The organism is Alphaproteobacteria bacterium (assembly GCA_020638555.1).
Classification (GTDB): Bacteria; Pseudomonadota; Alphaproteobacteria; order Bin95; family Bin95; genus JACKII01.
On record JACKII010000003.1, the window covers coordinates 86,715 to 110,943 of the forward strand.

Genomic DNA, 24,229 nt, shown 5'->3' on the forward strand with positions numbered 1-24,229 from the left:
CCAGAGCCTCAGAGCGATGCCCGCACCAGCGCCGCGCCGTCAGCCAGCGCTTTCAGCTTGGCAAAGGCCAGGCCGCGGGGCAGATATTTCATGCCGCAATCCGGGGCCCCGATCAGGCGGTCCGCGTCGATATGGCGGAGGGCGCCGCGCAGGCGGTCCGCCACCACCTCCGCCGTTTCCGCCACCGGATCGGCAAGGTCGATGACGCCATAGATCACCTTCTTGTCCGGCAGGCTGCGCAGGGTCTCCGGGTCCAGGTGCGGCTGGGCGGCCTCGATCGAGATCGCATCCGCCCGGCAGGCGTTCAACTGCGGCAGATAGGAATAGCCGGACGGCTTGCCGCTGACGACATAGGCATAGCCGAAGCAAAGATGCACCGCCGTTGGCCCGGCAATCCCCTCCAGCGCCCGGTCGATGGCGGCGACGCCCCAGCGGTCCGCCTCCTGCGGATTGGCCTGCATGTAGGGCTCGTCGATCTGGATCCAGTCGGCACCGGCGGCCTTGAGGGTCTTGATCTCCTCGTTCACCGCGGCCGCATAGGCCATGATCAGGGCTTCCTGGTCGTTGTAGTGCTCGTCCAGCGCCAGCTTGGCCATGGTGAAGCCGCCGGGGATGGTCACCTTGATCGGCCGGTCGGTCTGGGCGCGCAGAAAGGCCACTTCCTCCGCATGCACCGAGCGTGTGAGCCGGATCGGCCCGACAACGCGCGGCACCTGGGTCGGCTTGCCGTTGCGGGCCCGCACCGTGCCGGGATTGTCGATGTCGACGCCGTCGAGCGCGGTGGCGAAGGCGTTGAAATAGCTCTCGCGCCGCACCTCGCCATCGGTGATGACGTCGATGCCGGCGCGCTCCTGGTCGTGCACGGCGGTCAGGACCGCATCGTTCTGGGCCTCGTCCAGCGCCTCGCCCCCCATGCGCCAGACCTGGCGCATGCGCACCCGCGGCGGGCCGCTGCCCATCAGCACGTCGCGGTTGATCAGCCAGCCCGGCTGCGGATAGCTGCCGACCAGCATGGTGGGAATGAGGGGAAGCGCCATGGTGCGGACCTGCGATTTTCTGGACGGAAGGGCTCGGCGACACTGTAGGCCGAAGCCGCGAGAGCCGCTAGACTGAGGACAAACGGCATCCGGGCATGCGGCCCCGGACGGCTGCAAGGAGGACCCGACCCATGCGGATCGAGCAAGCGAGCCCCGGCTGCGGCGCCATCGTCACCGGCGTCGACGTCTGCACCCTGAGCGAGGCCGAGTGGCAAGCGATCTACCGGGCCTGGCTCGACGCCGGCGTCATCTGCATTCGCGGCCAGGACCTGACCATCCCGCAATTCCTGGCGCACGGCCGGCGCTTCGGCCAGGTGTTTCCGCATCTGGTGCGGAAATCGCGCCACGCGGAGCATCCGGAACTGACGGTGATGGGCATCGGCACCCGCAATGCCGACGGCTCGGTGAACCAGTCGGTCTACAACCGCGGCGGCAGCTGGCACACGGACGGGCCGTGGGACCCGAAGGGCTGCAAGGCGACCCAGCTTTACGGATTGGAAATCCCGTCCCATGGTGGCGACACGCTGTTCGCCAACATGACCATGGCCTATGCCGCCCTGCCGGCCAGCCTGAAAGCGCGGATTGAGGGGCTGGAGGCGGACTATGTCTATGGCGGCGCCGCGCGGCGCGGCAACGACCTGCTGGAGCCGGAGGACCGCGACCTGCCGCCGGTGCGGCACAAGCTGGTGCGGACGCATCCGGAAACCGGCCGCAAGTCGCTCTATTTCAACCCGACCCACCTGCTGCGCATTGTCGGCCTGCCGGATGGCGAGGCGAACGCCCTGTTCGAGGATCTCCAGGCGCACCAGATCGCGCCCGGCGCCGAATACCGCCACCAATGGCAGGCGGGCGACCTGGTGACCTGGGACAATCGCTGCCTGCTGCACATGGCCGGCGGCGGCTATCCGATCGAGGAACGCCGCATCCATTGGCGCTGTACCATCGCCTCCGACGATGCCCGCGGCGAACTGGTGGCCGCCTGAAGCAAGCCCCGTGCGCTTTCCCGGACGACCGCGAGGGCGATCCGGGACCTCCGGCCAGCGCATGGCCGCAACGGATAGAGGCCCCGGCTGTCGCCTCCGGCGACGCCGGGGAAGCTCGAAGGGGAGCCCGTCCTAAAGCCAGGCGGGAACCGGCAGGCCCTTGCTTTCCAGGAAGGCGCGGTTGAACATTTTCGACTGGTATTTGGCCGCGCCGTCGCAGAGCATGGTGACGATCACATGCCCCGGCCCCAGGTCGCGGGCCATGCGGATCGCGCCGGCGACGTTGACGCCGGAGGACGAACCGAGCGCCAGCCCCTCCTCGGCCAGCAGATCGAAGGCGCATTGCAGCGATTCCGCGTCGGGGATCCGGTAGGGCCGGTCGATCGAGAGCCCTTCCAGGTTGGCGGTGATGCGGCCCTGGCCGATGCCCTCGGTGATCGAGGACCCTTCGGATTTCAGCGTGCCGTTCTTGTAGTACTCATAAAGCGCGGCGCCCGGCGGATCGGCGAGGCCGATCTGCACGCCCGCCTTCTGCTCGCGCAGGTATTGTGCCGTGCCGGCGAGCGTACCGCCGGAGCCGACGGCGCAGATAAAGCCGTCCACCCTGCCCTCGGTCTGGCGCCAGATCTCCGGGCCGGTGGTCTCGTAATGGCCCTGGCGGTTGGCGACATTGTCGAACTGGTTCGCCCAGATCGCGCCGGCGGCATTCTCCGCCGCGATCTCGTCCGCCAGCCGGCCGGAGTATTTCACGTAATTGTTGGGGTCGCGATAGGGCACCGCCGGCACCTCGCGCAGGTCGGCGCCGCAAAGGCGCAGCATGTCCTTCTTTTCCTGGGTCTGCGTCTCGGGAATGACGATGACGGTCTTGTAGCCGAGCGCGTTGCCGACCAGGGCGAGGCCGATGCCGGTATTGCCGGCCGTGCCCTCGACAATGGTGCCGCCGGGGCGGAGCAGGCCCTTGGCTTCCGCATCGCGGACGATGGCCAGAGCCGCCCGGTCCTTGACCGAGCCGCCGGGGTTCATGAACTCCGCCTTGCCCAGGATCTCGCACCCGGTCGCATCCGACGCCCGGTTGAGGCGGATCAAAGGGGTGTTGCCAATACTGTCGACAAAGCCGCTGCGGACGTCCATCGGGGGTGCCTTCGTAATCTGAGCCGTTGGGAGCAAGAACCGCGAAGATAGTGCGGTTTTCCTTGCATCGCTTGCAAAAATGCTGTGTTTGCCGGGGACGCTAGCCGATCGGCGCGATCGGCGCCATACTATAGGCCAACCTTTTCGGTGTGAGGCTGCCATGTTGCGGGATCTCTGGTCGGAAATCGAAACCTACAAGGAGCGCGACCCCGCCTTGCGGTCGCGGCTCGACGTCATCTTCAGCTATCCGGGATTTCACGCCCTGGTGTTCCACCGCGTCGCCAACAAGCTGTGGCGCAACGGCTGGTTCTTCTGGGGCCGGTTCATCTCGCATATGGGCCGGGTGCTGAGCGGCATCGAGATTCACCCGGGCGCCACCATCGGCAAACGCCTGTTCATCGACCACGGCATGGGCGTCGTCATCGGCGAGACGGCCGAGGTCGGCGATGACGTGACGCTCTATCAGGGCGTGACCCTGGGCGGCACCTCGCTGAACAAGGGCAAGCGCCACCCGACGCTAGAAGACGGCGTCATCGTCGGCTCCGGCGCGCAGATCCTGGGGCCGTTCACCGTGCACAAGGGCGCCCGCGTCGGCGCCAACGCCGTCGTGCTGGGCGAGGTGCCGGCGGGCGTGACCGTGGTCGGCATCCCGGCCCGCGTGGCCAAGGGCAAGGCCGACAACGAACAGCCCTTCGATGCCTATGGCGTCTCCGGCGGGGTCAAGGACCCGGTCGAGCGCCGGGTCGAGACCCTGCTGGCCGAGGTCGAGCGGCTGACCCAGCGGGTGGCCTTGCTGGAAGGCGAACTGGCCGCGCTCCGGCCGGAACAGCGCACCTCGCTGCATGTGATCTCCGGTAAGGAGTAACGGCCGGGCGTGTTTTCACGGCTGGCAAATCTGGTCCGGGCGCGGGTATCCGCCACGCTGGGCGGCATTCGCTGGCTGCGGGGGTTCGTGACGGTTCCCGGCTCCATCAGCCTGATGGGAATCGCCCTGGCGATCGTCACCCGCTGGCTGGACTGGTTGTGGGTGCGGACCTTTCCCGATTTCGGCCTGAATCTTTCGGCCCAGCACGGCGAACTCTCCACCCTGCTCACCACCATTGCCGGCTCCACCATGACGGCGTTGAGCCTGGTCTATTCCAGCGTGCTGGTGGTGTTCACGCTGGCCGCGGGCAATATCGGCCCGCGCCTGTTGCAGCGCTTCGCCGAGGATCGCACCAACCAGGTGGCGGTGGGCCTGCTGGGGGCGACCTTCCTCTATTGCGTGATCGCACTCTACAGCCATCCGAGCGACGCGCCCGGACAGATCACGATCGGCGTGGCGGTGCTGCTGGCGGCGACCTGCGTGGTCATGCTGCTGTTCTTCGTCAACTCGGCCGCGCGCAAGGTGACCGTCGACGAGGAAATCGGCCTGATCGGCGACGCGCTGGACGCGGAACTGAAACGCGCCATCGCCTGGAGCAATCCTCTCTCGCGCGCCGATCTCGCGCGGCCGGTCTGCGGCGATACGGTGATGACCGCGCGCCGGAGCGGCTATGTGAACCGGATCGATTTCCGCGCGGTCGCCGCCCTTGCCAGGGACCATGAAGCCTTCGTCGATTTCGACATCGTCCCCGGCTCCTATGTGGTGCCGGGCCAGCGGATCGCCCTGGTGGTGGGCCCCCATTCGGAGCCGTTGATCGGCCATATTCACGGCCTGATCGTCTACGGCCCGTGCCGGACGACCACGGAGGATTTGGCGTTTTCGATCACGCTGCTGGTGGAAATCGCCCTGCGCGCCCTCTCCCCCGGCGTCAACGACACCTTCACCGCCGTCGCCTGTGCCGACCGCCTCGCCTCGTCGCTGCTGTGGGTGCGCCGGGCGCGGCTCAATCTGGGCGTCTATACGGACCCGGCCGGCGGCGCGCGGGTGACCGCGCCGCACGCGACGGTCAGCGAGTTGATCGAGTCGGCCTTCACGCCGTTGCGCCGGGCGTCGGCCACCAACATGCTGATGTGTCGGAGCCTGGTCGACGCGCTCGCGACCCTGGGGCTGGGCGTCGGCCTGCCGGGCGAGGAGACGGTGCGGCGCGAGTTGCAACTGGTGCAGGCGGAATTCGAAGCCTCGACGGCGCTGGATCCCGACAAGGCCGTGATCCGCGATCTGGTCGAGCGGGCGCTGCGGCACGAGGTCGGCCGCAAACCCCTGCCCGCCTGGGAGGGCTGAGCGCCGCATCCGAGGACGTATTCGCCTATGGCCCCGCCCGGCCGGCAGGGATAGATTGGGCGCCCCCGCACGAACGCGCACACGAAGGAACGCCCCATGTCCGAAGACCTTGTCCGCCTGTCGAAACAGGGTGCCGTCGGCGTCATCACCGTCGACAACCCGCCGGTCAACGCCCTCTCCCCCGGCGTGCCGGAAGGCATTCTGAACGGCGTCCAGACCTTCAATGCCGATGCCGCGGTCAAGGCCATCGTGCTGATCGGCGCGGGCGGCAAGTTCATCGCCGGCGCCGACATCCGCTTTTTCGGCAAGGCGCGCGCCAAGCTGCCGATGCGGCCGCAGGACGCGCTGGAGCAGAGCGGCAAGCCCGTCGTGGCCGCCATTGCCGGCTTCGCGCTGGGCGGCGGCTATGAGATGGCGCTCGGCTGCCACTATCGCGTGGCGCTGGCGAGCGCCCGGGTCGGCCTGCCAGAGATCACGCTCGGCCTGCTGCCGGGCGGCGGCGGCACGCAGCGGCTGCCGCGCCTGATCGGCCCGGCCAAGGCCCTGGACCTGGTGACCAGCGGCCGCCATGTGCCGGCGCCGGAAGCGCTGGAACTCGGCATGATCAACGCCGTGTTCCCGGCCAATGCCGACCTGCTGGCCGAGGCGGTGACGTATGCCGAGGGCGTGGCCGACACCCGGCCAATCCCGCGCATCCGCGACATGGGCGACAAGCTGGCGGAGGGCACGCCGGAATTGTTCGAGGCGAAGCGCAAGCAGATCGCGCGCCGCGCCCGCAACCAGGAAGCGCCCTATGCCAATATCGAGGCCATCGAGGTCGCCTGCAAGACGGCCATCGACGAGGGGCTGGCCTGGGAAAGCGCCAAGCTGAAGCACCTGGAAAACACCGACGAAAGCCGGGCGCTGCGCTATGCCTTCTTCGCCGAGCGCGAGGCGCAGAAGCTGCCGGACGTGCCGAAGGGCACGCCCGTGAAGCCGATCAAGACCGCCGCGGTCATCGGCTGCGGCACCATGGGCGGCGGCATCGCCATGAGCTTCGCCGATTTCGGCTTCCCGGTGAAGGTGCTGGAGACCAGCCAGGAGGCGCTCGACCGCGGCATGGCCAAGGTCAAGGCCAACTACGAGACCAGCGTCAAGCGCGGCTCGCTGGCCGCCGACGAGATGGAGCGCCGCTTCGCCCGCATCGAGCCGGTCACCGACTATGCCGCCATCGCCGACTGCGACGTGGTGATCGAGGCCGTGTTCGAGCAGATGGACGTGAAGCAGGCGGTGTTCAAGCAGCTCGACGCCACCATGAAAGAGGGCGCGCTGATCCTCTCCAACACGTCCGCGCTGGACATCGACCAGATCGCCGGCGTCACCAAACGGCCGCAGGACGTGGCCGGCGCGCACTTCTTCTCGCCCGCCAACGTGATGAAACTGCTGGAGGTGGTGAAGGGCAAGGAGTCGTCCGGCACGACCATCGCCTCGACCATGGCGCTGGGCAAGGCCATCGGCAAGGCGCCGGCGGCCACCGGCAATTGCGACGGCTTCCTCGCCAACCGCTCGCGCGCGCCCTTCAACAGCGAGATGGTGATCCTCTTGGAGGAAGGCTGCCTGCCGGAGCAGGTGGACAAGGTGATGGTCGATTTCGGCTATCCGATGGGGCCGTTCGCGGTGGGCGACCTGGCCGGGCTCGACATCGGCTATGCCGGGCGCAAGCGCCGGGCCGAGGCCGACCCGAACTACCGCACCCTGCCGATTGCCGACAAGCTGGTGGAACTGGGCCATTACGGCCAGAAGACCGGCCAGGGCTGGTTCGTCTACCAGAAGGGCGACCGTACCCCGCACCCGAACCCGCTGGTGCACGACCTGATCCAACAGCACATGAAGGAGCACGGCGTCGAGCCGCGCCAAATCTCCGACGACGAGATCCTGAAGCGGCTGCTGTTCTCCAGCGTCAACGAGGCCTGCAAGATCCTGGACGAGGGCATTTCCTACCGCGCCAGCGACGTCGACATCATGTGGCTCTATGGCTTCGGCTTCCCGCGCTATCGCGGCGGCCTGATGTTCTGGGCCGACCTGATCGGCGGCCCGCAGGAGGTCTACAACCAGATCGCCGCCTGGCACCAGCGCTATGGCGACCGCTGGGCGCCATCCGACTTCCTGCGCAAGCTGGCCGAGGCCGGCACCCCCTTCAAGGAGGCCAAGGGCGCGGCGGGCTGAGCCCCCTGCCCCGATGGACCCAAGCGAACGGGCACCGGCAACGGTGCCCGTTTTGCGTTGGGGCGAATGCGGCGGACCGCTCCATTCGCCCCCAATAAAGCGGTGCTGGACTTATCATACCGATGTACGATACGCTGGTATCAGAAAGTCGAAACCCGGTCCAGGGTTGGAAATTTCGAATCACTTGGAGGCAGAAATGAGAATTATTCCACACTTTATCTGCACCGGCGTTGCGATTACCCTGGCATGGTCTGCTCCGTTGCCCGCTTTAGCGACGAATATCGATCTGCAAAATGCCCAGATCGGCAATGCCGACATCCTGCATCTCTGGTCGTTCGAAGGCGCGAGCAATGCCACCCGGCACCAGGACTCCGCCGGCAGCGCCGACCTGCACGCGGTCGCCGGTGAGGGCAATGTCGGCGGCGTTCCCGGCAATGTCGCCGATATCGGCTATGAGGCGGGCTTCAATGGCGGACAGGCCTATCGGCCGTCCTATGTCGATCCGGCCCAGTCGTCGACCGCCGGCGCCGCACTGGTCAGCAACACAGGGCTGTTCACCTCGCCGAACCGCTTCACCATCGAGGCGGTGGTGCGGGCCGACCAGAAGACGACAGGGTCGGCCGTGAACTACATCTTCCAGACCCGCCCGAACGCGGACCGCGGCTATTTCCTGGTCCAGGACGAGGCCGTGGGCGCCAGCCAGATCGGGTCGATCATCGGCAACAATTTCAGCGATGGCGCGACGGCCGACACCTATCTGGGCGACGGCGTCTGGCTTTATGTGGCCGCCGCCATCGACCTGGTTACCACGCCGGGCCAGGCCAGCGCCGATATCTACTTCGCCAATCTCTCGACCGGCGACACCCTGCTGACCCAGGTCGCGAACGACCGGACCTGGAACACCGCGAACCCCAGCACTCTGGCGGGAACGCCCGGCATTTTCGGCATCGGCGCCTTCGCCATCGACCGCAACGGCGATGACATCGCCGAAGCCGCGCAGGAGTTCTTTCAGGGCGCCATCGACAGTGTCGCGATCTATGACACGCTGCTGGACGGAACGGCGCTGCAAGGGAATCTGACCGCGCTGCTGGAACCCGCCGCACCGCCGGTCTCCGAAGCCGCGCCGCTGGCCCTGCTGGCAACGGGCGGTCTGGCTCTGGCCGGCCTCGCCCGGCGACGGCAGCGCCAGGACCCTATCTGACGTCCCATCCGGGCTTGTCGAACCGGGGCGGGCGGCGTAGGGCTAGGGGCAAAGGGGCCGGCGAGGCGAACGCCGCCGGCCCGCCCGGACCCAGAGGTTGGAGCCCATGCATATCCGTCCCGTCAGCCTGCCGGTGGGCGCCGAAATCACCGACATCGACCTGGCCACCATCACCGACGCGGAGGCCCGCGCGGTCCACGACGCGCTGATGCAGTATGGCGTCGTGTTTTTCCGCGACCAGGACATCACGCCGAAGCAACAGGTGGACTTCGCCAAGCGCTATGGCCAGGTGCCGGCGGCGCAGAAGGCCTCGTTCGGCGTCGATGCGGATGCGCCGGAAATCTCGACGCTGACCTATGACCGCGAGCGGCCGCCGAACGTCAACCACTACCACCCGGACGGCCTGTTCCGCGAAAAGCCGGAATTTGCCAGCGTCCTGCGAGCGATCGAGGTGCCGGAGCTGGGCGGCGACACCATTTTCGTCTCCGGCACCGCCGCCTACGAGGCGCTGAGCGACCGCATGCAGCGCTATCTGGACGGCGTCTACGCCATCAACGACTTCATGAACCTGCACTCCCGCCCCTCCAAGGCGCGGTCATGGCAGGGCGACGGCGGCAAGGGCATGGCGACGGTGCAGGGCCAGAACCCGCCGGTGACCCATCCGGTCGTGCGCACCCACCCGGTGACGGGCAAGAAGTCGCTCTATGTCTGCCAGTCCTTCACCACCTATCTGGCGGACATGCCGGAGCGGGAAGGCCGCGGCGTGCTGGAATTCCTGTTCGAGCATGTGTCCCTGCCGGAATTCCAGTACCGCTTCCAGTGGCGGCCGAACTCCATCGCCTTCTGGGACAATCGCTGCACGCTGCACTATGCGGTGGCGGACTACTGGCCGGCCTACCGCCACATGCACCGCTGCTCCATCCGCCTGGACGAGGTGCCGGTTTAGGGGCACCCCGGGGCGGACTCAGGCGGCGGTCCAGCCGCCGTCTACCAGCAGGGTGTGGCCGGTGGTCCAACTGGCCTCGTCGCTCAAGAGATAGAGCATGCCGCTCGCGATTTCGTGCGGCTGGCCGAAGCGCTTCATGGCGTGGCGGTTGCGGGAGTTCTCGCGCGCCGCGGGATTGGGGTTGCGGGCCATGCCGGCCTGGAACAGCGGCGTCTCGGTCGCGCCGGGGGCGATGGCGTTGACGCGGATATGATCCGGCGCCAGTTCCAGCGCCGCCGTCTTGGTCAGGCTGACAATCGCGCCCTTGGAGGCGATATAGGCCGCGTTCATGGCGCCGCCGCCGAAGGCCAGTTGCGAGGCCACCGTCACCACCGCGCCGCCGCCCCGGCGGCGGAAGGCGGGAATGGCGGCTTTCAGCCAGAGCCAGGTCGCCTTGACGTTGATGGCGAAGATCGCATCCCAATCCTCCTCGCTGATCGCGTCGATGGCGATGCCGCTGCGGGAAATGCCGGCGACGGTGGCGAGCCCGTCCAGCTTGCCGGTCCGCTCCTCCGCGAGGGCGACGGCGCGGGCGGCCAGGTCCGGGTCGCGGACATCGCCGGTCAGCTGGAGCGGCGTCCCCAGGCGGGCCATGCCGCCAGCGTCGCGGTCGACCGCCACCACCTCGGCGCCCTCGGACAGGCAGCGCTCGGCGAGCGCATGGCCGATGCCGGAGCCGGCACCGGTGATGAGAATGGTCTTGTCGGCAAGGCGCATCGCCCGGTCCCTCTCGCGTTCGGATGCGAAAGCTTGCGGGCGGGCCGCGGCGGCGTCAACCGGCGCGGCGGACGCGCGGGTCCCTCGCCCGGCGCCGAGGCGCTTGCCCTTTGCGTTCGGGAAGCGTCGCTACAGGGTCCTGGCGACCGCCTCCAACTGCTTGACCGCCGCCGTCCAGGTCGCTTTGAACCCCATGTCGATATGGGTATCCCGCGCCTCCCGCGTCCAATGCCGGACCCAGAGGCGAAACAGCGTTGCGCCGTGGCCGGCGTCGGCGAACGTGACGATGGCGGTCAGGAACGGGTCGGCGCTGGGCGTCCAGTTGCGGGCCTCGGTATAGGCATCGGTGAACACCAATCGTTCGCCCGGCACCATATCCAGAAAAACCCCCCTATTCTCGATCTCCACGCCGTCCGGGCTGCGCATCAAAACAAAATAATGACCGCCGGCCCGCGCTTCCAAATCCGCTTTCGGCGTGGTCCAGGGCGGCGGCGCGAACCAGCGCTCCATCAGCGGCCCCTCGGTCCAGCAGCGCCAGACCTTGTCGCGCGGAGCTTCGATCCGCAGTTCGATGCTGAGATCAAAGGGGCCGGATGGGGTGGCAGGGCTGTCGTCCGCCATGGCTTCAGTCCTTATCTGCGAGGATTGGAGGGCATGACCACATCAGACCGGGAACGGCGCCCGCGCGCGGCGTCGGCGGGACTCGGGCGCTGATCGGGTCCGACGGCATACCCCGGGACCGTAACAGCCTGCCGGACGGTCAGCAAGGTACCCACCTCTGTGCAAGGCCCCGGCCGCGGCATCAACCGGCACTGACGACACCGGCGGCAATCAGCGCCTCGATCCGCTCCGGCGCGTAGCCGGCCCGCTCGGCCAGCACCGCACGGCTGTCGGCACCGATGGCGCGGCCCGGCCACTGCACTTCGCCCGGCGTGGCCGAGAGGCGCGGCGCCGGTGCGGCCATGGCGAGCAGGCCCAGGGCCGGATGCGGCACGCGGGCGATGCTGCCGCGGGCGGCATAGTGCGGGTCGTCGAACACGTCGGCCATGGTGAAAATGCGGGTGGCGGGCACGTCGTTGGCGATGAGATCGGCCTCCAACGGCGCCAGGTCCCGCGTGCCGACCCAGTCCTGGATCAGGCCTTCCAGCACGTCCTGGTTCCGGCCGCGGGCACGGGCGGTGGCGAACCGTTCGTCATCGGGCCAGTCGTCCCGCTGCATCACCCGACAGAGCCGCCGGAACACCGGATTGGCCGAGGCGGCGATCTGGATTTGCCGCCCGTCGCGGGTCTGGAACAGGCCGTTCGGCGCCACGCCGGGCAGGCGCGAGCCGGCACGGTTGGCGACATGGCCCAGCTGGTCGTAGGCGGGGATGTGCGGTTCCATGAAGCTAAAGGCGGATTCCATCAGATTCGCGTCGACCACCTGCCCCTCGCCGGTGCGGTCGCGGTGGATCAGGGCCATGGCGATGCCGAAGGCGGCATAAAGGCCGGTGATGTAGTCGGTCAGCGACACCGCCACCCGCGCCGGCGGCCGGTCCGGGTCGCCGGTGATGTGGCGCAGGCCGCTCACCGCCTCGCCGATAATGCCGAAGCCGGGCCGCGGACTGTAGGGGCCGGACTGGCCGAAGCCCGAAATGCGGGCCATGACGAGGCCGGGATTGACCGCCTTCAGGTCGTCATAGCCCAGGCCCCATTTTTCCAGGCCGCCCGGCCGGAAATTCTCGATCACCACGTCGCTGTTGCGGGCGAGGTCGCGGATCGCCTCCTGCCCTGCCGCCGTGCGCATGTCGATGGCGGCCAGCTTTTTGTTGCGCAGGATGGTGGCGGCATAGAGGGAGACGTCGGCACCCGCCTCGTCTTTCCCGTGCTTGCCCATGGAACGGACCGGGTCGCCGGTCGGCGGCTCGACCTTGACGACATCCGCGCCGAAATCGGCCAGCAGCCGGCCGCAGAATGGCCCGGCTATGGTCGAGCCCAGTTCGAGCACGCGGGCGTGGGCGAGCGGTCCCATAAGGCAAAGGTCCTTCGAAACGGGGTCTTTTGGCGGCAATTATAGCAAGGCGGAAGCCAAACGCGGCACGGCACGGGTGCGGCACCCTGACCGCACCGCTCAACGGCCCGATCGGGCCATGGACCTGACTTTGCGCGACCTCTACCATAAGTATAACATACATCCGTAACGCCCTACGCAAAATTCGCTATTCTAGCCGCTACTCTGTTCATTCATGAGATTTTGCGAATATAGAATTTTTTTAAAGCGCAACAAAACATTATTATTCAACTTTTATTAGCAAATTCGGGAAAATTTCCCTGTGTATACAGTGATTTCTCCTACATTGTCATCCATATAATATTACAACCGTATCTTGAATTGCAAAAATCTTACATATGTATGTATTTTTTGCCACTTTTTGTTAGGTAATTCCCACTATCGACAATGTCACACCAATCGCCATATTTACAACTTGTGTAATCTTTCGCCAACTTCTGCTATCAGAGGTAAGTGCGATGCTACCAGGCGGGGAATTCGTATGAACCGGGCAGGCAACAGCCTAAAGATCCACGCGATCTACTCGGAATCGCTCTACTCCCGCATGGACACTGGCACAAAATACCCGAGATTGTACGATACACAGGCACGACAACCAACCGAGTGAAAGGTCTATTCTATGTTGGAGCGTACCCCGCGAGCATTCATGAACGCCTGCACCTCGCTGCTGTGGAATTCCGGCTATTCCACGTCGATCAGCAACGATGTTTCGGGCTGGGTCGACTACTATCTGCGGACAAATCCGCACGGCGTCGTCAACTCCGCAGTCAATCCCGCTTATCACGAACTCGGCCCGGACAATTCGTTCTGGCTGGCGGTCTACAAGCAGGACACCAAGGAAATCATCGGTTGCATCGCCCAGCGGATGATCGAAAGCGACGATTTCGTGGAGGAGCAGCGCTCCCTGAGGCTCTGGTTTGGCGAGCAGGCCAGCGAGCGGCCGCCGATGCAACTGGCGCTCACGCGCGACCAGTATCCGGAAGCCCGCGGCCTGGTGGGTTACCCCGCCGGACTTTTCGTGGCGAAATCCGAGCGTCACAACGGGTTGGCCTGGCTGCTGCAACGCATGGCCCGCGCCTATGCCCTGACGCGCTGGCCGCAGATGGACTGGCAATGCGGCAACTCGCTTGAGCCGGTCGCCGCCCGCGGTCTGCCCTTCAACACCTATGGCTATACACGCTGCGACCTGCTGGTCGACGGCTGGTTCGAGGACACCCAGCAATCGCACAAGGTGTTCATGACCTCCATCGCCCACGACCAGATGATCATGCAGATCGCCAGCGATCTGTCACTGATTGAAATGAACTCCGATCAACAGATGCGTGACATCATCCGTTCCGCTCGCGAGCGGCAGAGCAACCCGCCGGTACTCGCGGCTGTGGCTGGTTAGTTTGGTGCTCACGCCCTGAAAGAGAGGGAAACGGTTGGACTTCGCCCGTACGAGATCGCGTTCCAGGGTCCGTTGCAGGACCTTGGAACCGATGTCGCAAATGCGCTGGCCCGAAAACCCGCCGACGGCGGTCGCACGCTGCGCGAACAGCTGGTAGCAGAAGTTCGCCGGGTCGTCGTTGTGCACGTCGACAATATGGAACCAGCCCAGAACGCCCAGATTTGTCAGCTTCATCAGGCCGACATTGTCGATATCCGGCACCACGCCGTGATTGCGGGGCAGGGAAAACCAATAGCGCACCAAGCGCGCCAGAAGCGCGTCTTCGGATTCGTCCAGTTCGTTCAACGGACAAATCCGGCTTTCCACCAGTTCGCCGCTGCTGGTCTCGCGTTCAACGATCATGACACGTCACCGTCCTGCGCCGGATTTCTCTGGCTGTACAGCAATGCCCCACTCACCACCTCGCCCTGCACGAGCACATACTCAAACGAAGATTTGTCCCGCAGCGGAAAAATCAACTGGTCGATCGCATCATCGCTCTCGCCGCTGCTCCGGGAAAACCGGCGGGCCGCCGCCCGGCGGTAGCGCACCGCATCCACGTATTCCTGGGCAAACAAGGCCAGCAGGCGGGGCTCGCCCACCCATTCGGCCACGGCCGGCCCGAAATCCCGTCCAGCCTGGATCAGCACGGCCTGCCCCGACCAGATGATCGGCCAGTCGCTGGGATTCTTGCCGACCACCCCGATGATGTAGGATTGCTCGTCCAGCATGGACAGTTCCGTCATGCTGGTTTCGACATCGCCCGCAACCTCGTAATGGCCGGAGATGCCGCACAGATCCACCCAACGCAACAGGGCCCGTTGCAAACGGTCCGTTGCCGACAAAATCGGAATGTCCGTCGATTTCACGATTGTCGCGAGCCCCCCTTGCGGCAGAGCGCGCCCCTGATTTGCGTCTCCAGACAGTACCACGGCAATTCCCTAATACTCTAGATGCGTTCTATTCACTTCGCCACTTTTGGTATTTAATCCGCCCGACCAGATATCGCAATAGTGACATCGGGTTAAAAGTCAATTGTTTATTGACTCATCGCCCTCCATCCGGCCGATCACGCCCGCCGCCAGCCATTGCGCCAGCAGGGTTGCGGCCCGCGCACCCGCGGCCTCTGCGCCGACCCTTTGGGCCAGAGTCTCGCAGACCTCCGCAAACGACCGGCCGGCGGCAACCGCATCGAGTGCCGCGGCCTCATCCGCTTCCAGGGCACGATAGCGCACGGTCGCCTCGTCGCGCCAGACCAGAACCGTGTGCGGCTCGACGGGGTCGAGCGGCGGAGCGTTGCCCGTGGCCAGCGCCTCGCAGATGGCGGCCGCCGGCGTCGCCACCGGCACCACCCGCACCGACGGGTGCAGGCCAAAACGCAGGCCCGGCCAGGCCTGGGGATGGAGAGCGGCCAGCGCCTCCGCCCGCATCGGGGGCGAATCCGGAGCATCGAACGCGCCCGCAATGGCCCAGTCGAGCGCAGCGACATCGCCAACCGCCGGCGTCTCGGCAAAGCGGCGCGCCAGAAATGGCGCCAAGCCGTCGCCGAACCAGCGGGCATTGCGGAACCGCGACGGCCCGGTCCGCACATAGGTCCGTGCCGCGTCGGCAAAGCCCTCATCGCCCAGCAGGCTCCAGGTGTATTCGAAATTGGCCTGCAACACTTCCACCAGCCGGGCGGTGTAGGCATAGCGGTAAATGCCGAAGCGCGTCGCGGCGTTCTCGCCCGCGGCATCGTCGAGGTCGGCCAGGACCCGGTCGTCGGATTCGCTGAGAATGCCGGCCTGGAATCGGGCCTGAAGGGCGGCAAGGCGGCTCATGCGACGGCCCGTTCCGCCACCGCCGCGGCGATGGCGCGGGCCTGGTCGAGCTCCGCCAGCAGCTCGTCCAGCGGCGGGATGTTGTCGTCGCGTTCGATCATGGTCGAGACCGGGCCGAAGCGCTGGCAGGCGGTTTCGTACAAGTCCCAGACATCGTCGATCACCGGCGCATCGTGGGTGTCGACGATATGGGTGCCATTATGGCTGTGCCCGGCCAGGTGGAACTGCACCACCCGCTCGCGCGGCACGCCCTCGATAAAGGCCCGGGCGTCGAAATCGTGGTTGAAACCGCTGACATAAATGTTGTTCACGTCGAACAATAGCCAGCAATCCGCCGCCTCGGCCACGGCCGAGACGAACTCCCATTCGCTCATGGCCGAATGGGTATAGGTGACGTAGGAGGACACGTTCTCGATCGCGATGCGACGGTCGAGATAGTCCTGCACCCGCCGGATCCGGCCGGCGACATGGGCGACCGCTTCCTCGGTATAGGGCAGCGGCAGCAGGTCGTGCAGGTTCACGCCGCCGACGCCGGTCCAGCAGAGATGGTCGCTGATCCAGCGCGGCTGGACCCGGTCCGCCAGCGCCTTCAGGTCGCGCAGATAATCGGGGTCGAGCGGGTCGGTGCTGCCGATCGACAGCGAGACGCCGTGCATGACGACCGGATAATCCGCCCGAATCCGGTCGAGAATCGCCAGCGGCTGGCCGCCCGGAATCATGTAGTTCTCGGAAATGATCTCGAACCAGTCGACCGGCGGCTTGCGCTCCAGCACGTCGGCATAGTGCTGGGCCCGCAATCCCAGGCCAAAGCCCAGATAGGGCGGCCGGTCCGGCGCAGTGTCGGCCATCGCACGCGCTCCTTCGGGCAACGGATCCGGAAAGAAAAACGGCCGGGCACACATGGGCGCCCGACCGCGGCAAAACAAGTGCGGGGTTGGGCGATCAGCCCGCCTTGCCGCCCAGTTTCATGCACTCTTCGGCGGTCTTGGTGCTGATCCAGCCCTGGCCCTTGCAGGCATTCTGGCCCTTGCAGGAGTTGGCCGCGCTCTTGCAGGCGCTCTGGCCCTTGCAGGAATTCGCGCCCATGCACTTCACGCCATCGGCGGCGACGGCGGCGGTCGGCGCGACCATGGCGCTGGCCGAGAACATGGCGGCCGCAGCGGCGGCAAGCACGACACCGGTGGTCTTTTGCATTACGGACATTGTGAAGTCTCCTAAGATGTGGTTGCACCGGACAGCCCGGCGCAATGGCGAACACTCCCGCACAGACCCGAAAGGACGGGCTCGGTGCTGGGCGTATTCTGCCGGTTCGGGCGAGCAACACCACTAAACACACGCACACACGCCTTCACGGTTGTGTGAGCCATATCAAGCATTACCGCCCTCCCAGCATCCGGCCGAGCCAATGGTCGGCCGAAATCAGGCCGGGCCCCCGCGCCATGATCAGCAGCAGCGCGGCGACCCAAAGCACATGCACGTCCCAACTGCCCGGCAGGACGAAAATCTGGATGACCAGGGTCATGCCGAACAGGCCCAGCGCCGCCAGCCGCGTGAACAGGCCGGCGAACAGCAGCAGCGACAGCCAGCTTTCCATGTAGAGCGCCAGCCAGCCGGCGGTGGCCGGCGCCAGCAGCGGCACGCCGTATTCCTCGAACAGATAGGGCAAGGAGGGGCTGGTCTGGAGCTGGAAGGTCAGCGCGTCCAGAAGGTTCCAGTCCACGGCCTTGGTCTTGGCCGACAGCAGAAACACCATGCCGATACCCACCCGCGCGGCCAGCAGGATCAGGCTCATCGGGATTTTCTCCAGCAGGGCGATGCCGTAGTTCACGGCCTCCATCAGGCTGCTGTTGGCGGGTCTGGGCTCCAGTCCGGCAGGCTGGGTCATCGGGGTTCCGTCTCCGTTCGTTATTGGCGATTGCGCAGGGGTTCGGGGTCGGCCGGATCGGCCGACAGCGGCGCGAAGGTGCCGCGTTGCAGGTTGCGGGTGAGCGCGGCGGTCAGGTCGAAAGCCGGATCGACGGTCAGGGCCACCTCCGCCGCCGCCGCCAGCCCCTGGCCGCCGGCACAGGCGGAAAGCCAGTGCCACTCGCCCGCCGGCAAGGCCCAGAGCCGGGCATCGCCCGCCTGCCGCAGCACCAGCAGATGCACCGGGCCGGCATCGAGGTCGACAGAGCCGACCGCGTCGGCATCGCCGCTGCGCACCGCCTGCCAGAGATCGGCCACCGGCCAGGAACTGCGCACCAGGCGGGCGTCGGCGCGCAGGCGCAGGGTCTGGCGCGGCAAGGCCTCCGGCGGCAGGGCACCCAGATCGGCGGCTTGCAGCGTCGGCGCGTCCGGCGCGTGAAAGCTGGCATGCAGCGCCCATTCCAGCCGGGCGAGATCGGGCAGGTAGGCCAGGCCGGCGGCGGGCGGGAAACCCGCGATGAAATCGGCAAAGCCGGCGCCATAGGCGTAGAGCACCGGCTCGGTCGGCGGCGCGGCCGTCACGAAGCGCTGCGCCATGGCGCGGAAAAACTCGGCTCCGACCATGGCGGCAACGGCGGCATAGACTCCGGCCAAGGCATCGCCAAGCGTGGTGAACACGTGATTGCGGTGGATTTGCAGGCGCTGGGCGGCGTCGAGACCGTCCGGCAGGATCGCGGCAGCGGCGGCGGTCCCTGCGGCAGCGGCGTCCGGCGCCAACAATCCGGCGCGGAACGCGTCCTGGATCTCACGCAGCGTCGGCACGGCGCAGCACCTCTGTCAAAAGGGCCTGGGCCCGGTCGGCCTCCGCCAGCAACTCGGCCAGCGGCGGGATCGCCGTGTCCCACTCGATCAGCGTCGGCACCGGGCCGAACAGTTCCAGCGCGCGCCGATAGAGCGCCCAGACCGGCGCGGCGACCGGGCTGCCATGGTCGTCGATGCGGATCACCCGGTCGCCGACCCGGTTTTCCGCGTGGCCGGCCAGATGGATCTCCCCCACCGGGGCGCCGGCCAGGGCATCCAGATAGGCGTCGGCATCCCAGCCGTGGTTGCGGCAACTGACATAGACGTTGTTCACATCCAGCAGCAGGCCGCAGCCGGTGCGAATGGTCAGTTCGCGCAGGAAGTCCGGCTCGGCAATGGTGGAATGGGCGAATTGCAGATAGGTGGAGGCGTTCTCCACCAGGATCGGCCGGCCGAACGCCTCCTGCACCGCCGCGATATTGCGGCAGACCGCGGCCAGGCTTTCCTCTGTATAGGGCAGCGGAAGCAGGTCGTTGAAATACGTGCCCTGGTGCACGCTCCACGCGACGTGTTCGGAGATCAGGCCCGGCTCGATGCGCCGGGCAAGCGCCGCCAGCCGCGCCAGATGCGCGGCATCGACCCCGTCGACCGAGCCGAGCGACAGGCCGACGCCGTGCATCGAGACCGGATACTGCGCCCGCGCCTTGGCCAGATAGGCCAGCGGGGCGCCGCCGCCCAGATAGTTTTCCGGATGGATTTCCAGCCAGGCGACCGGCGGCAGCGTCCGCGTCAACGCCTCGAAATGCACGGCCCGCAGCCCGATCCCCGCTGCGGCCGGGATCCCGGCAGGCGCGGCAGGCGCGGCAGGCGCGGCGGCGGGCGGGCGGTGCGGCGAGGTGGGCATGGCGGTCATTCCGAGGGTCGGGTCCGAAGGCGATCAGCCGGAGGTCTTGGAGCCACCGGCCAGACGATCGCAGAGGCCCGCCGGCACCAGCAACCAGGCATCTTTCTGGCCGTCGACCGTGGAGGTGCCGGCACAGGAATGGGTCGCCGTCTGGCAATCGTTGGCGCCGGCCTTGGCAACGCCGAAGCACTTTTCCATCTTCTGGTCGGCGGCGGCGACGGGGCCGGCGGCAACCGAGGCGCCGACGGCGGCGGCAATCGCGCTGGCAAGAAGAGCCGTTTTGGTCATGATGATCGATCCTTTTTGATTGGTGTCGGTGCGGTCGCATCGCCGGGTCGCCGACCCTGCGCCTTCCACGGTTGATAAAAGTTGGCTTTGGCGATGAACTGCGAGTCACGAGGCCGTGATCTCACGGCCATGTTATGCCGAAATTCCAGCGGGTTCACAAAATATGAGCCACCGGACCCGCCATTCTCACCGTCGCGTGAACCGGGCGGGCCGGATCCGCGGGATCGACCGGTGTCCGGAGACGGGATCGAGCCATGACCGAACCGAAAGGCGCCATTCTCTCGGACCTGACCTGGCCGGAGGTCGAGCCCTGGCTGGCAGCGCCGGTGATCGTGCCAGTCGGCGCGGCCGCAAAAGAGCACGGGCCGCACCTGCCGATGGGCACCGACGCCATCGTCGCCGACGCCCTGGCCCGCCGACTCGCGGCGCGGCTGCCGGTGCTGGTCGCCCCCACACTGACCCTGGGCTATTACCCGGTCTTCCGTGGCTTTGCCGGCAGCCAGCACTTGCGGGCCGAGACCTTCGTCGCCGTGGTCGAGGACGTGCTGCGCGGCTTCGTCGCCCAGGGCGCCGAACATCTGGTGCTGCTCAACACCGGCGTTTCCACCGAGGCGCCACTGGGCTTGGCCGTGCAGAACGTGTTCGACGAAACCGGCGTGCGGCCGGCCATCGCCGACCTGCGCCTGCTGGGCAAGGCGGCGGCGGGATTGATGCGACAACGGGGCGGCGGCCATGCCGACGAGGCGGAGACATCGCTGATGCTGGCGCTCGCGCCGGCGCTGGTGCGATTCGCCAAAGCCCCCGCCTATGGCGAGCCGGATATGCCATCCCCGCCGGGGTTTCGCCGGCCGATTCGCTTTCGCAGCGATGCCGCCGCCCCTCTGCCCGACCGCTGGCCGACCGGCACGTCCGGGGAGCCGCAACGGGCGACCTTGGCCAAGGGCGAGGCCATCCTGGCGGCAATTCTCGCCGATCTGGAGGCCGGCCTCCGGCAATGGTTCCCGGCGGCCCTGGCAGCGGGGGCGACATGCGGTTCGGCTGGCTAACCGCGCTGGCGCTGGCGTTGGCGGCGCCGGCCATCGCGATGGCGGCGGAGACCGTGGCGACGGCCGCGCCAGCCTGCACCTATAGCGTGACCGCGAAGGGCAAGCCCGCCAATCTGTCGCTCGACATCGAGGCGGAGTGCCGGCCGGACATCGCCGAACTGGACTTCGCGCCGGAGGATCGGGCGGCGGTGGACAGGGTCCGGACCCTGGACGGACGACCGGCGGAGCCAACGTCCTATGGCTGGCGCACCGGCGCCGGCGGGCTGCGCTACACCGTCGACCTGAGCCGCCGGGTGCGCGCGGGCGGCGAAAGCCGCGACCTGGTGCTGACCGACGACACGTTGATGGCCCCGCTCGACACCTGGCTGGGCATGCCGGAGCCGACGGCCGCAAACGCGGCGCTGCTTCTGAAATTGCGGCTGCCGCCGGGCCTGCTAGCGCTGCATGCGCTGGCTCCGGCCGATGGGGCGGACGACGGCCGGACGTTCCGGCTCACCGCCGGCGGACTCGCGTTTGCCGGCTACACGGTGTTCTCGACCCGCCCCGGCGCGACGATCACGGTGCCGGGCCGCCATGGCCGGCCGGCGGTCATCACCATCCACGCGGCCGCGTCGGACTTCGCACCGGGCGAAGCCGCGCTGGTGCGCTGGGTCCGGTATTTCGCGGACCTCGCCGCGGCCTACTGGCAGGGCTTCGCCACCGACCGGCTGCTGGTCGCGATCGTGCCGACGGGCGACGCCAACAAGGTGGTGTTCGGTCGTTCGCGCGGCGGTGGCGGGGCGACGCTGCAACTGGATGTCGGCCGGGGCGTCGATCTGGACACGCTCTACCGCCGGGATTGGATCCTGACGCACGAGTTGATGCATCTGGCGCAACCGGACCTGGGCCGCGACGGCCGCTGGCTGATGGAGGGCATGGCCACCTATGTGGAGCCATTGCTGCGGCATTTTGCCGGCCTCTATGCCGCGGACGCGGTGTGGAAAGAGTGGTGGCAGGGCATGCCGCGCGGCGCACACGGTCTCGCCAGTGGCGGATTGCGGCGATCCAATCCCTATTGGAGTGGCGCGCTCGCCTTACTTGCAACCAACGTGGCGGTGGCAGAGCGGACCCAGGGCCGCCGCTCGCTTGCGGATGCGGTACGCGCGGGCCTCACGCGGGCCGGCAACGCGACGCAAACCGCGGAAACCGGGGCGTTGGTGCGCCTGTACGACCGGGCCATGGGCGGGTCCGAACTGGCGGATTTCGTGCACCGGCACGAATTGCCCACCTTCTTCAATTTGGCTGGATTATGGCAGCAACTTGGCATCGGGGAGCAAAAGGGCAAACTTATCTATTCCAATTCGGAAGCCAGTGCCCGTCTACGCCAGTGGATACTATCCCCCCCACCCGGGTTCCGGCCCCCTGCCCTGCCACCGGAAGTGGCGGCTTCCCTTGGGTTGCGCCCCGATACTATCCCCAAGTAGCACACGTCCGATAATTAACAGGCTTTTCAAAGCCTCGAATGTTTAGTACACGGAAATGGTGTAAGTCGCGTGGTCAGTGCCGCGAGGCAATGGGTATGGGTTGATAGGCCAATCGGGGGAGCCCTCGGGAGAGCCAATCGATACCGGAAAGCGCGGAACCTAAAATCGTAGGAGAATGGGCCTCCCATGCTGTCAAACTTGAAGACACCAGTTCTCGTCGCGGTGTTGGGCCTGAGCCTCAGCGCGTGCGCCAACCTTTACGATACGGCGAAGCAAGCCACCCCGACGGGCGACAGCTATTCGCAGGCGTTGTTCAAAAACTACATGATGCTGGCGGATAGCGAGCGTCGTGAGGAAGACTGGACCGACGCCAACTTCTTCAGCGGCAAGGCGCTGGCCGCGGCCGATGGCGCGCCGCAGGGCCCGCAGGAACTGGCCGAGCGCATGCTCGACGAGAAATTCCTGACCGAGCTGAGCCCGGCGCGGGCCTCGCTGATGGATGCGCTGAACGGTGGCGCCGCCGCGAGCTATCCGGAAGCCGCCGCCATGGCGGTCGCCGGCTTCGACTGCTGGATGCAGGAAGCCGAGGAAGGCTTCCAGATGGACGACATCGCCGCCTGCAAGAAGATGTACGAGGACGGCATGGCCGGCATCGGCAAGCCGATGGCCATGGGTCCGTGGACGATCTATTTCGGCTTTGACCGGTCGAACGTTCCGATGGACGAGAAGGCCACGGTCGAAGCCGCTGCCGCCAGCGCTGCTGCGATGTCCAACGGCGCGGTCGTGGTCAGCGGCCACACGGACACCAGCGGCCCGGCACAGTACAACCTGGGCCTGTCGGCCAAGCGTGCCCAGTCGGTGGTCGACATCCTGAACTCGCTCGGCATCGACAGCAGCCGCATCAATGTCAGCGCGACCGGTGAGGCCGATCTGGCCGTGCCGACCGCCGACGGTGTGCGCGAGCCGAAGAACCGCCGTGTCGAAATCCGCGTCCTGAAGTAAGACTTCAATCCGCGGAGCCAGACCGGCTCTTCAAAAGCGCGGCCCGCCCTTCAGACCGAAGGGCGGGCCGTTCTTGTTTGGCAGCAGCCGAAGGGCTGCGAAACGGGAAGCGCGTCAGCCGTCTTTCTCCACCGTGCGCTTTTCCACCGCGATCAGCTTCGGCAGGTCGATGGCCGCGTGCATCTCGTGCTCCAACTCGCGCCAGTCGGTGTGCGGGCGGGAGGTGATTTTGAAATCGCCCGCCAGTTCGGCATAGAGATTGCGCCAGGTCTCATAGGCGGCGAACAGGCCCGTGCCGGGGTCGGCCAGGATTTTCCAGCCCAGGTCCGCCATTTCCTGCTTCGACAGGCCGATGGCGGCGAGGCCGCCGGGCGAGCAGAGATGCATCAACGGCGCCGGCAGGCGCTCGCCCAGGAAACGGGCCTCCTCCGCATTGCGCGGGCTCGCCAGCAGCACATCCGCCCCCGCCTTCTTGTAGAGTTCCAGGCGGTGGATCGCATCCTCGATGCCGGTGTTCCGCACCGCGTTGGTGCGGGCGATGATGACGAAGTCGTCGGACCGCCGCGCCGCGCACGCCTCGGCCACCTTCGCCGCCATCAGGTCCGGCGCGATCATGCGCTCGACACCGATATGGTGGTGGGCGCGCTTCGGGATCAGTTGGTCCTCGATCTCGATGGCGGCGAAGCCAGCGGTCTCGACCATGGGGATGGTGCGGTGCATGTGCATCGGATCGCCGAAGCCCGTGGCGCCGTCGAGGATCAGCGGCCGCGTGGTCACGGCGGCGATCTCGGTGCCGGCGGCGCACATCTCGGAAACGTTCAGGTTCGCTTCGAGCAGCGCCTTGGCATAGCCGGTGGCACCGCCGCCCAGATAGAGCGCGTCGAAACCGGCCTTGTCGGCCATCATCGCCATCATCGGGTTGAGCACCAGCGGCGCACAAATGGGCTGGCCGGTGGCCAGCAGCGGGCGAAGGCTTGTCATTGAGCAAAACTCCTTTTTCGCGACCGACGCTTTTCCCGGCGCCGGGGGTGGGCTAAGAGCCTATCGCATCACAAT

General features: G+C 66.9%; 25 protein-coding genes. 10 read left to right on the plus strand and 15 right to left on the minus strand.

The window, feature by feature from the left end; all coding sequences use genetic code 11:
• Positions 1-8: 8 nt before the first annotated feature.
• Positions 9-1,037, minus strand: coding sequence for a 5-methyltetrahydropteroyltriglutamate--homocysteine methyltransferase (locus tag H6844_11965; GenBank protein MCB9930113.1), 1,029 nt, complete (start codon positions 1,035-1,037; stop codon positions 9-11).
• A gap of 131 nt (positions 1,038-1,168) precedes the next feature.
• On the opposite strand from H6844_11965, the gene H6844_11970 reads away from it, so the two are divergent.
• Positions 1,169-2,020, plus strand: a complete 852-nt coding sequence (locus tag H6844_11970) for a TauD/TfdA family dioxygenase (protein ID MCB9930114.1) — start codon at positions 1,169-1,171, stop codon at positions 2,018-2,020.
• 132 nt (positions 2,021-2,152) lie between these two features.
• Here the strand turns inward: H6844_11970 and H6844_11975 are convergent, their stop codons facing one another.
• The gene (locus H6844_11975) at positions 2,153-3,151 is read right to left on the minus strand and encodes a cysteine synthase A (protein ID MCB9930115.1); all 999 of its coding nucleotides are present in this window, start codon (positions 3,149-3,151) and stop codon (positions 2,153-2,155) included.
• 160 nt (positions 3,152-3,311) lie between these two features.
• On the opposite strand from H6844_11975, the gene cysE reads away from it, so the two are divergent.
• The 5 genes from cysE (at position 3,312) to H6844_12000 (ending at position 9,709) form a co-directional block, all read left to right on the plus strand.
• Positions 3,312-4,016, plus strand: a complete 705-nt coding sequence (cysE, locus tag H6844_11980) for a serine O-acetyltransferase (protein MCB9930116.1) — start codon at positions 3,312-3,314, stop codon at positions 4,014-4,016.
• 9 nt (positions 4,017-4,025) lie between these two features.
• A complete protein-coding gene (locus H6844_11985; protein ID MCB9930117.1) occupies positions 4,026-5,357 on the plus strand; it encodes a DUF2254 domain-containing protein in 1,332 nt (443 codons plus the stop codon).
• Between the two features lie 96 nt (positions 5,358-5,453).
• On the plus strand, positions 5,454-7,562 hold the full coding sequence (locus tag H6844_11990) for an enoyl-CoA hydratase/isomerase family protein (GenBank protein ID MCB9930118.1): 2,109 nt from the start codon (positions 5,454-5,456) through the stop codon (positions 7,560-7,562).
• A 259-nt stretch (positions 7,563-7,821) separates the two neighbouring features.
• Positions 7,822-8,763, plus strand: a complete 942-nt coding sequence (locus H6844_11995; GenBank protein ID MCB9930119.1) for a hypothetical protein — start codon at positions 7,822-7,824, stop codon at positions 8,761-8,763.
• Between the two features lie 106 nt (positions 8,764-8,869).
• Complete coding sequence (locus H6844_12000) at positions 8,870-9,709, plus strand: TauD/TfdA family dioxygenase (protein ID MCB9930120.1); 840 nt, start codon at positions 8,870-8,872, stop codon at positions 9,707-9,709.
• An 18-nt stretch (positions 9,710-9,727) separates the two neighbouring features.
• Here H6844_12000 and H6844_12005 read toward each other — a convergent pair whose 3' ends face one another.
• The 3 genes from H6844_12005 to H6844_12015 form a co-directional block, all read right to left on the minus strand.
• Positions 9,728-10,465, minus strand: coding sequence for an SDR family oxidoreductase (locus H6844_12005; GenBank protein MCB9930121.1), 738 nt, complete (start codon positions 10,463-10,465; stop codon positions 9,728-9,730).
• A gap of 129 nt (positions 10,466-10,594) precedes the next feature.
• A complete protein-coding gene (locus H6844_12010; GenBank protein MCB9930122.1) occupies positions 10,595-11,086 on the minus strand; it encodes an SRPBCC domain-containing protein in 492 nt (163 codons plus the stop codon).
• Positions 11,087-11,267: 181 nt separating this feature from the next.
• Positions 11,268-12,476, minus strand: coding sequence for a CoA transferase (locus H6844_12015; GenBank protein ID MCB9930123.1), 1,209 nt, complete (start codon positions 12,474-12,476; stop codon positions 11,268-11,270).
• A gap of 685 nt (positions 12,477-13,161) precedes the next feature.
• Between H6844_12015 and H6844_12020 the strand changes: the two genes are divergently transcribed.
• Positions 13,162-13,905 carry a hypothetical protein gene (locus H6844_12020; protein MCB9930124.1) on the plus strand — a complete coding sequence of 248 codons (744 nt, stop codon included), beginning with the start codon at positions 13,162-13,164 and terminating at the stop codon, positions 13,903-13,905.
• Here H6844_12020 and H6844_12025 read toward each other — a convergent pair.
• The 9 genes from H6844_12025 to H6844_12065 form a co-directional block, all read right to left on the minus strand.
• Positions 13,804-14,307: a hypothetical protein gene (locus H6844_12025; GenBank protein ID MCB9930125.1), complete on the minus strand. Its 504-nt coding sequence runs from the start codon at positions 14,305-14,307 to the stop codon at positions 13,804-13,806. The genes H6844_12020 and H6844_12025 overlap by 102 nt on opposite strands.
• Complete coding sequence (locus tag H6844_12030; GenBank protein MCB9930126.1) at positions 14,304-14,813, minus strand: hypothetical protein; 510 nt, start codon at positions 14,811-14,813, stop codon at positions 14,304-14,306. Before H6844_12030 ends, H6844_12025 begins: the two co-directional genes overlap by 4 nt.
• Positions 14,814-14,975: 162 nt before the next feature.
• Positions 14,976-15,764 (minus strand): putative DNA-binding domain-containing protein, encoded by a 789-nt coding sequence (locus tag H6844_12035; GenBank protein MCB9930127.1) that lies wholly within the window; start codon positions 15,762-15,764, stop codon positions 14,976-14,978.
• Complete coding sequence (locus tag H6844_12040; GenBank protein MCB9930128.1) at positions 15,761-16,612, minus strand: DUF692 domain-containing protein; 852 nt, start codon at positions 16,610-16,612, stop codon at positions 15,761-15,763. The genes H6844_12035 and H6844_12040 overlap by 4 nt, the downstream gene beginning before the upstream one ends.
• 94 nt (positions 16,613-16,706) lie before the next feature.
• Positions 16,707-16,958 carry a hypothetical protein gene (locus tag H6844_12045; protein MCB9930129.1) on the minus strand — a complete coding sequence of 84 codons (252 nt, stop codon included), beginning with the start codon at positions 16,956-16,958 and terminating at the stop codon, positions 16,707-16,709.
• A gap of 181 nt (positions 16,959-17,139) precedes the next feature.
• Complete coding sequence (locus H6844_12050) at positions 17,140-17,601, minus strand: DoxX family protein (protein MCB9930130.1); 462 nt, start codon at positions 17,599-17,601, stop codon at positions 17,140-17,142.
• 68 nt (positions 17,602-17,669) lie between these two features.
• Positions 17,670-18,491, minus strand: coding sequence for a putative DNA-binding domain-containing protein (locus tag H6844_12055; protein MCB9930131.1), 822 nt, complete (start codon positions 18,489-18,491; stop codon positions 17,670-17,672).
• On the minus strand, positions 18,475-19,374 hold the full coding sequence (locus tag H6844_12060) for a DUF692 domain-containing protein (GenBank protein ID MCB9930132.1): 900 nt from the start codon (positions 19,372-19,374) through the stop codon (positions 18,475-18,477). The genes H6844_12055 and H6844_12060 overlap by 17 nt, the downstream gene beginning before the upstream one ends.
• 33 nt (positions 19,375-19,407) lie before the next feature.
• A complete protein-coding gene (locus H6844_12065; protein MCB9930133.1) occupies positions 19,408-19,662 on the minus strand; it encodes a DUF2282 domain-containing protein in 255 nt (84 codons plus the stop codon).
• 254 nt (positions 19,663-19,916) lie between these two features.
• Here H6844_12065 and H6844_12070 point away from each other — a divergent pair, with 254 nt between their 5' ends.
• The 3 genes from H6844_12070 (at position 19,917) to H6844_12080 (ending at position 23,173) form a co-directional block, all read left to right on the plus strand.
• Positions 19,917-20,708 (plus strand): creatininase family protein, encoded by a 792-nt coding sequence (locus H6844_12070; GenBank protein MCB9930134.1) that lies wholly within the window; start codon positions 19,917-19,919, stop codon positions 20,706-20,708.
• Complete coding sequence (locus H6844_12075) at positions 20,690-22,171, plus strand: hypothetical protein (GenBank protein ID MCB9930135.1); 1,482 nt, start codon at positions 20,690-20,692, stop codon at positions 22,169-22,171. The genes H6844_12070 and H6844_12075 overlap by 19 nt, the downstream gene beginning before the upstream one ends.
• 186 nt (positions 22,172-22,357) lie before the next feature.
• Complete coding sequence (locus tag H6844_12080; GenBank protein ID MCB9930136.1) at positions 22,358-23,173, plus strand: OmpA family protein; 816 nt, start codon at positions 22,358-22,360, stop codon at positions 23,171-23,173.
• 114 nt (positions 23,174-23,287) lie between these two features.
• Here the strand turns inward: H6844_12080 and H6844_12085 are convergent, their stop codons facing one another.
• Complete coding sequence (locus tag H6844_12085; protein ID MCB9930137.1) at positions 23,288-24,154, minus strand: isocitrate lyase/PEP mutase family protein; 867 nt, start codon at positions 24,152-24,154, stop codon at positions 23,288-23,290.
• Positions 24,155-24,229: the final 75 nt, after the last annotated feature.

What these genes read in the sequence shown, in the direction of transcription:
- H6844_11965 (MCB9930113.1), bottom strand. Translation starts at nt 1,037, where the DNA reads ATGGCGCTTCCCCTCATTCCCACCATGCTGGTCGGCAGCTATCCGCAG.
- H6844_11970 (MCB9930114.1), top strand. Translation starts at nt 1,169, where the DNA reads ATGCGGATCGAGCAAGCGAGCCCCGGCTGCGGCGCCATCGTCACCGGC.
- H6844_11975 (MCB9930115.1), bottom strand. Translation starts at nt 3,151, where the DNA reads ATGGACGTCCGCAGCGGCTTTGTCGACAGTATTGGCAACACCCCTTTG.
- cysE (MCB9930116.1), top strand. Translation starts at nt 3,312, where the DNA reads ATGTTGCGGGATCTCTGGTCGGAAATCGAAACCTACAAGGAGCGCGAC.
- H6844_11990 (MCB9930118.1), top strand. Translation starts at nt 5,454, where the DNA reads ATGTCCGAAGACCTTGTCCGCCTGTCGAAACAGGGTGCCGTCGGCGTC.
- H6844_12000 (MCB9930120.1), top strand. Translation starts at nt 8,870, where the DNA reads ATGCATATCCGTCCCGTCAGCCTGCCGGTGGGCGCCGAAATCACCGAC.
- H6844_12005 (MCB9930121.1), bottom strand. Translation starts at nt 10,465, where the DNA reads ATGCGCCTTGCCGACAAGACCATTCTCATCACCGGTGCCGGCTCCGGC.
- H6844_12010 (MCB9930122.1), bottom strand. Translation starts at nt 11,086, where the DNA reads ATGGCGGACGACAGCCCTGCCACCCCATCCGGCCCCTTTGATCTCAGC.
- H6844_12015 (MCB9930123.1), bottom strand. Translation starts at nt 12,476, where the DNA reads ATGGGACCGCTCGCCCACGCCCGCGTGCTCGAACTGGGCTCGACCATA.
- H6844_12020 (MCB9930124.1), top strand. Translation starts at nt 13,162, where the DNA reads ATGAACGCCTGCACCTCGCTGCTGTGGAATTCCGGCTATTCCACGTCG.
- H6844_12025 (MCB9930125.1), bottom strand. Translation starts at nt 14,307, where the DNA reads ATGATCGTTGAACGCGAGACCAGCAGCGGCGAACTGGTGGAAAGCCGG.
- H6844_12035 (MCB9930127.1), bottom strand. Translation starts at nt 15,764, where the DNA reads ATGAGCCGCCTTGCCGCCCTTCAGGCCCGATTCCAGGCCGGCATTCTC.
- H6844_12040 (MCB9930128.1), bottom strand. Translation starts at nt 16,612, where the DNA reads ATGGCCGACACTGCGCCGGACCGGCCGCCCTATCTGGGCTTTGGCCTG.
- H6844_12045 (MCB9930129.1), bottom strand. Translation starts at nt 16,958, where the DNA reads ATGCAAAAGACCACCGGTGTCGTGCTTGCCGCCGCTGCGGCCGCCATG.
- H6844_12050 (MCB9930130.1), bottom strand. Translation starts at nt 17,601, where the DNA reads ATGGAGGCCGTGAACTACGGCATCGCCCTGCTGGAGAAAATCCCGATG.
- H6844_12060 (MCB9930132.1), bottom strand. Translation starts at nt 19,374, where the DNA reads ATGCCCACCTCGCCGCACCGCCCGCCCGCCGCCGCGCCTGCCGCGCCT.
- H6844_12065 (MCB9930133.1), bottom strand. Translation starts at nt 19,662, where the DNA reads ATGACCAAAACGGCTCTTCTTGCCAGCGCGATTGCCGCCGCCGTCGGC.
- H6844_12070 (MCB9930134.1), top strand. Translation starts at nt 19,917, where the DNA reads ATGACCGAACCGAAAGGCGCCATTCTCTCGGACCTGACCTGGCCGGAG.
- H6844_12075 (MCB9930135.1), top strand. Translation starts at nt 20,690, where the DNA reads ATGCGGTTCGGCTGGCTAACCGCGCTGGCGCTGGCGTTGGCGGCGCCG.
- H6844_12080 (MCB9930136.1), top strand. Translation starts at nt 22,358, where the DNA reads ATGCTGTCAAACTTGAAGACACCAGTTCTCGTCGCGGTGTTGGGCCTG.
- H6844_12085 (MCB9930137.1), bottom strand. Translation starts at nt 24,154, where the DNA reads ATGACAAGCCTTCGCCCGCTGCTGGCCACCGGCCAGCCCATTTGTGCG.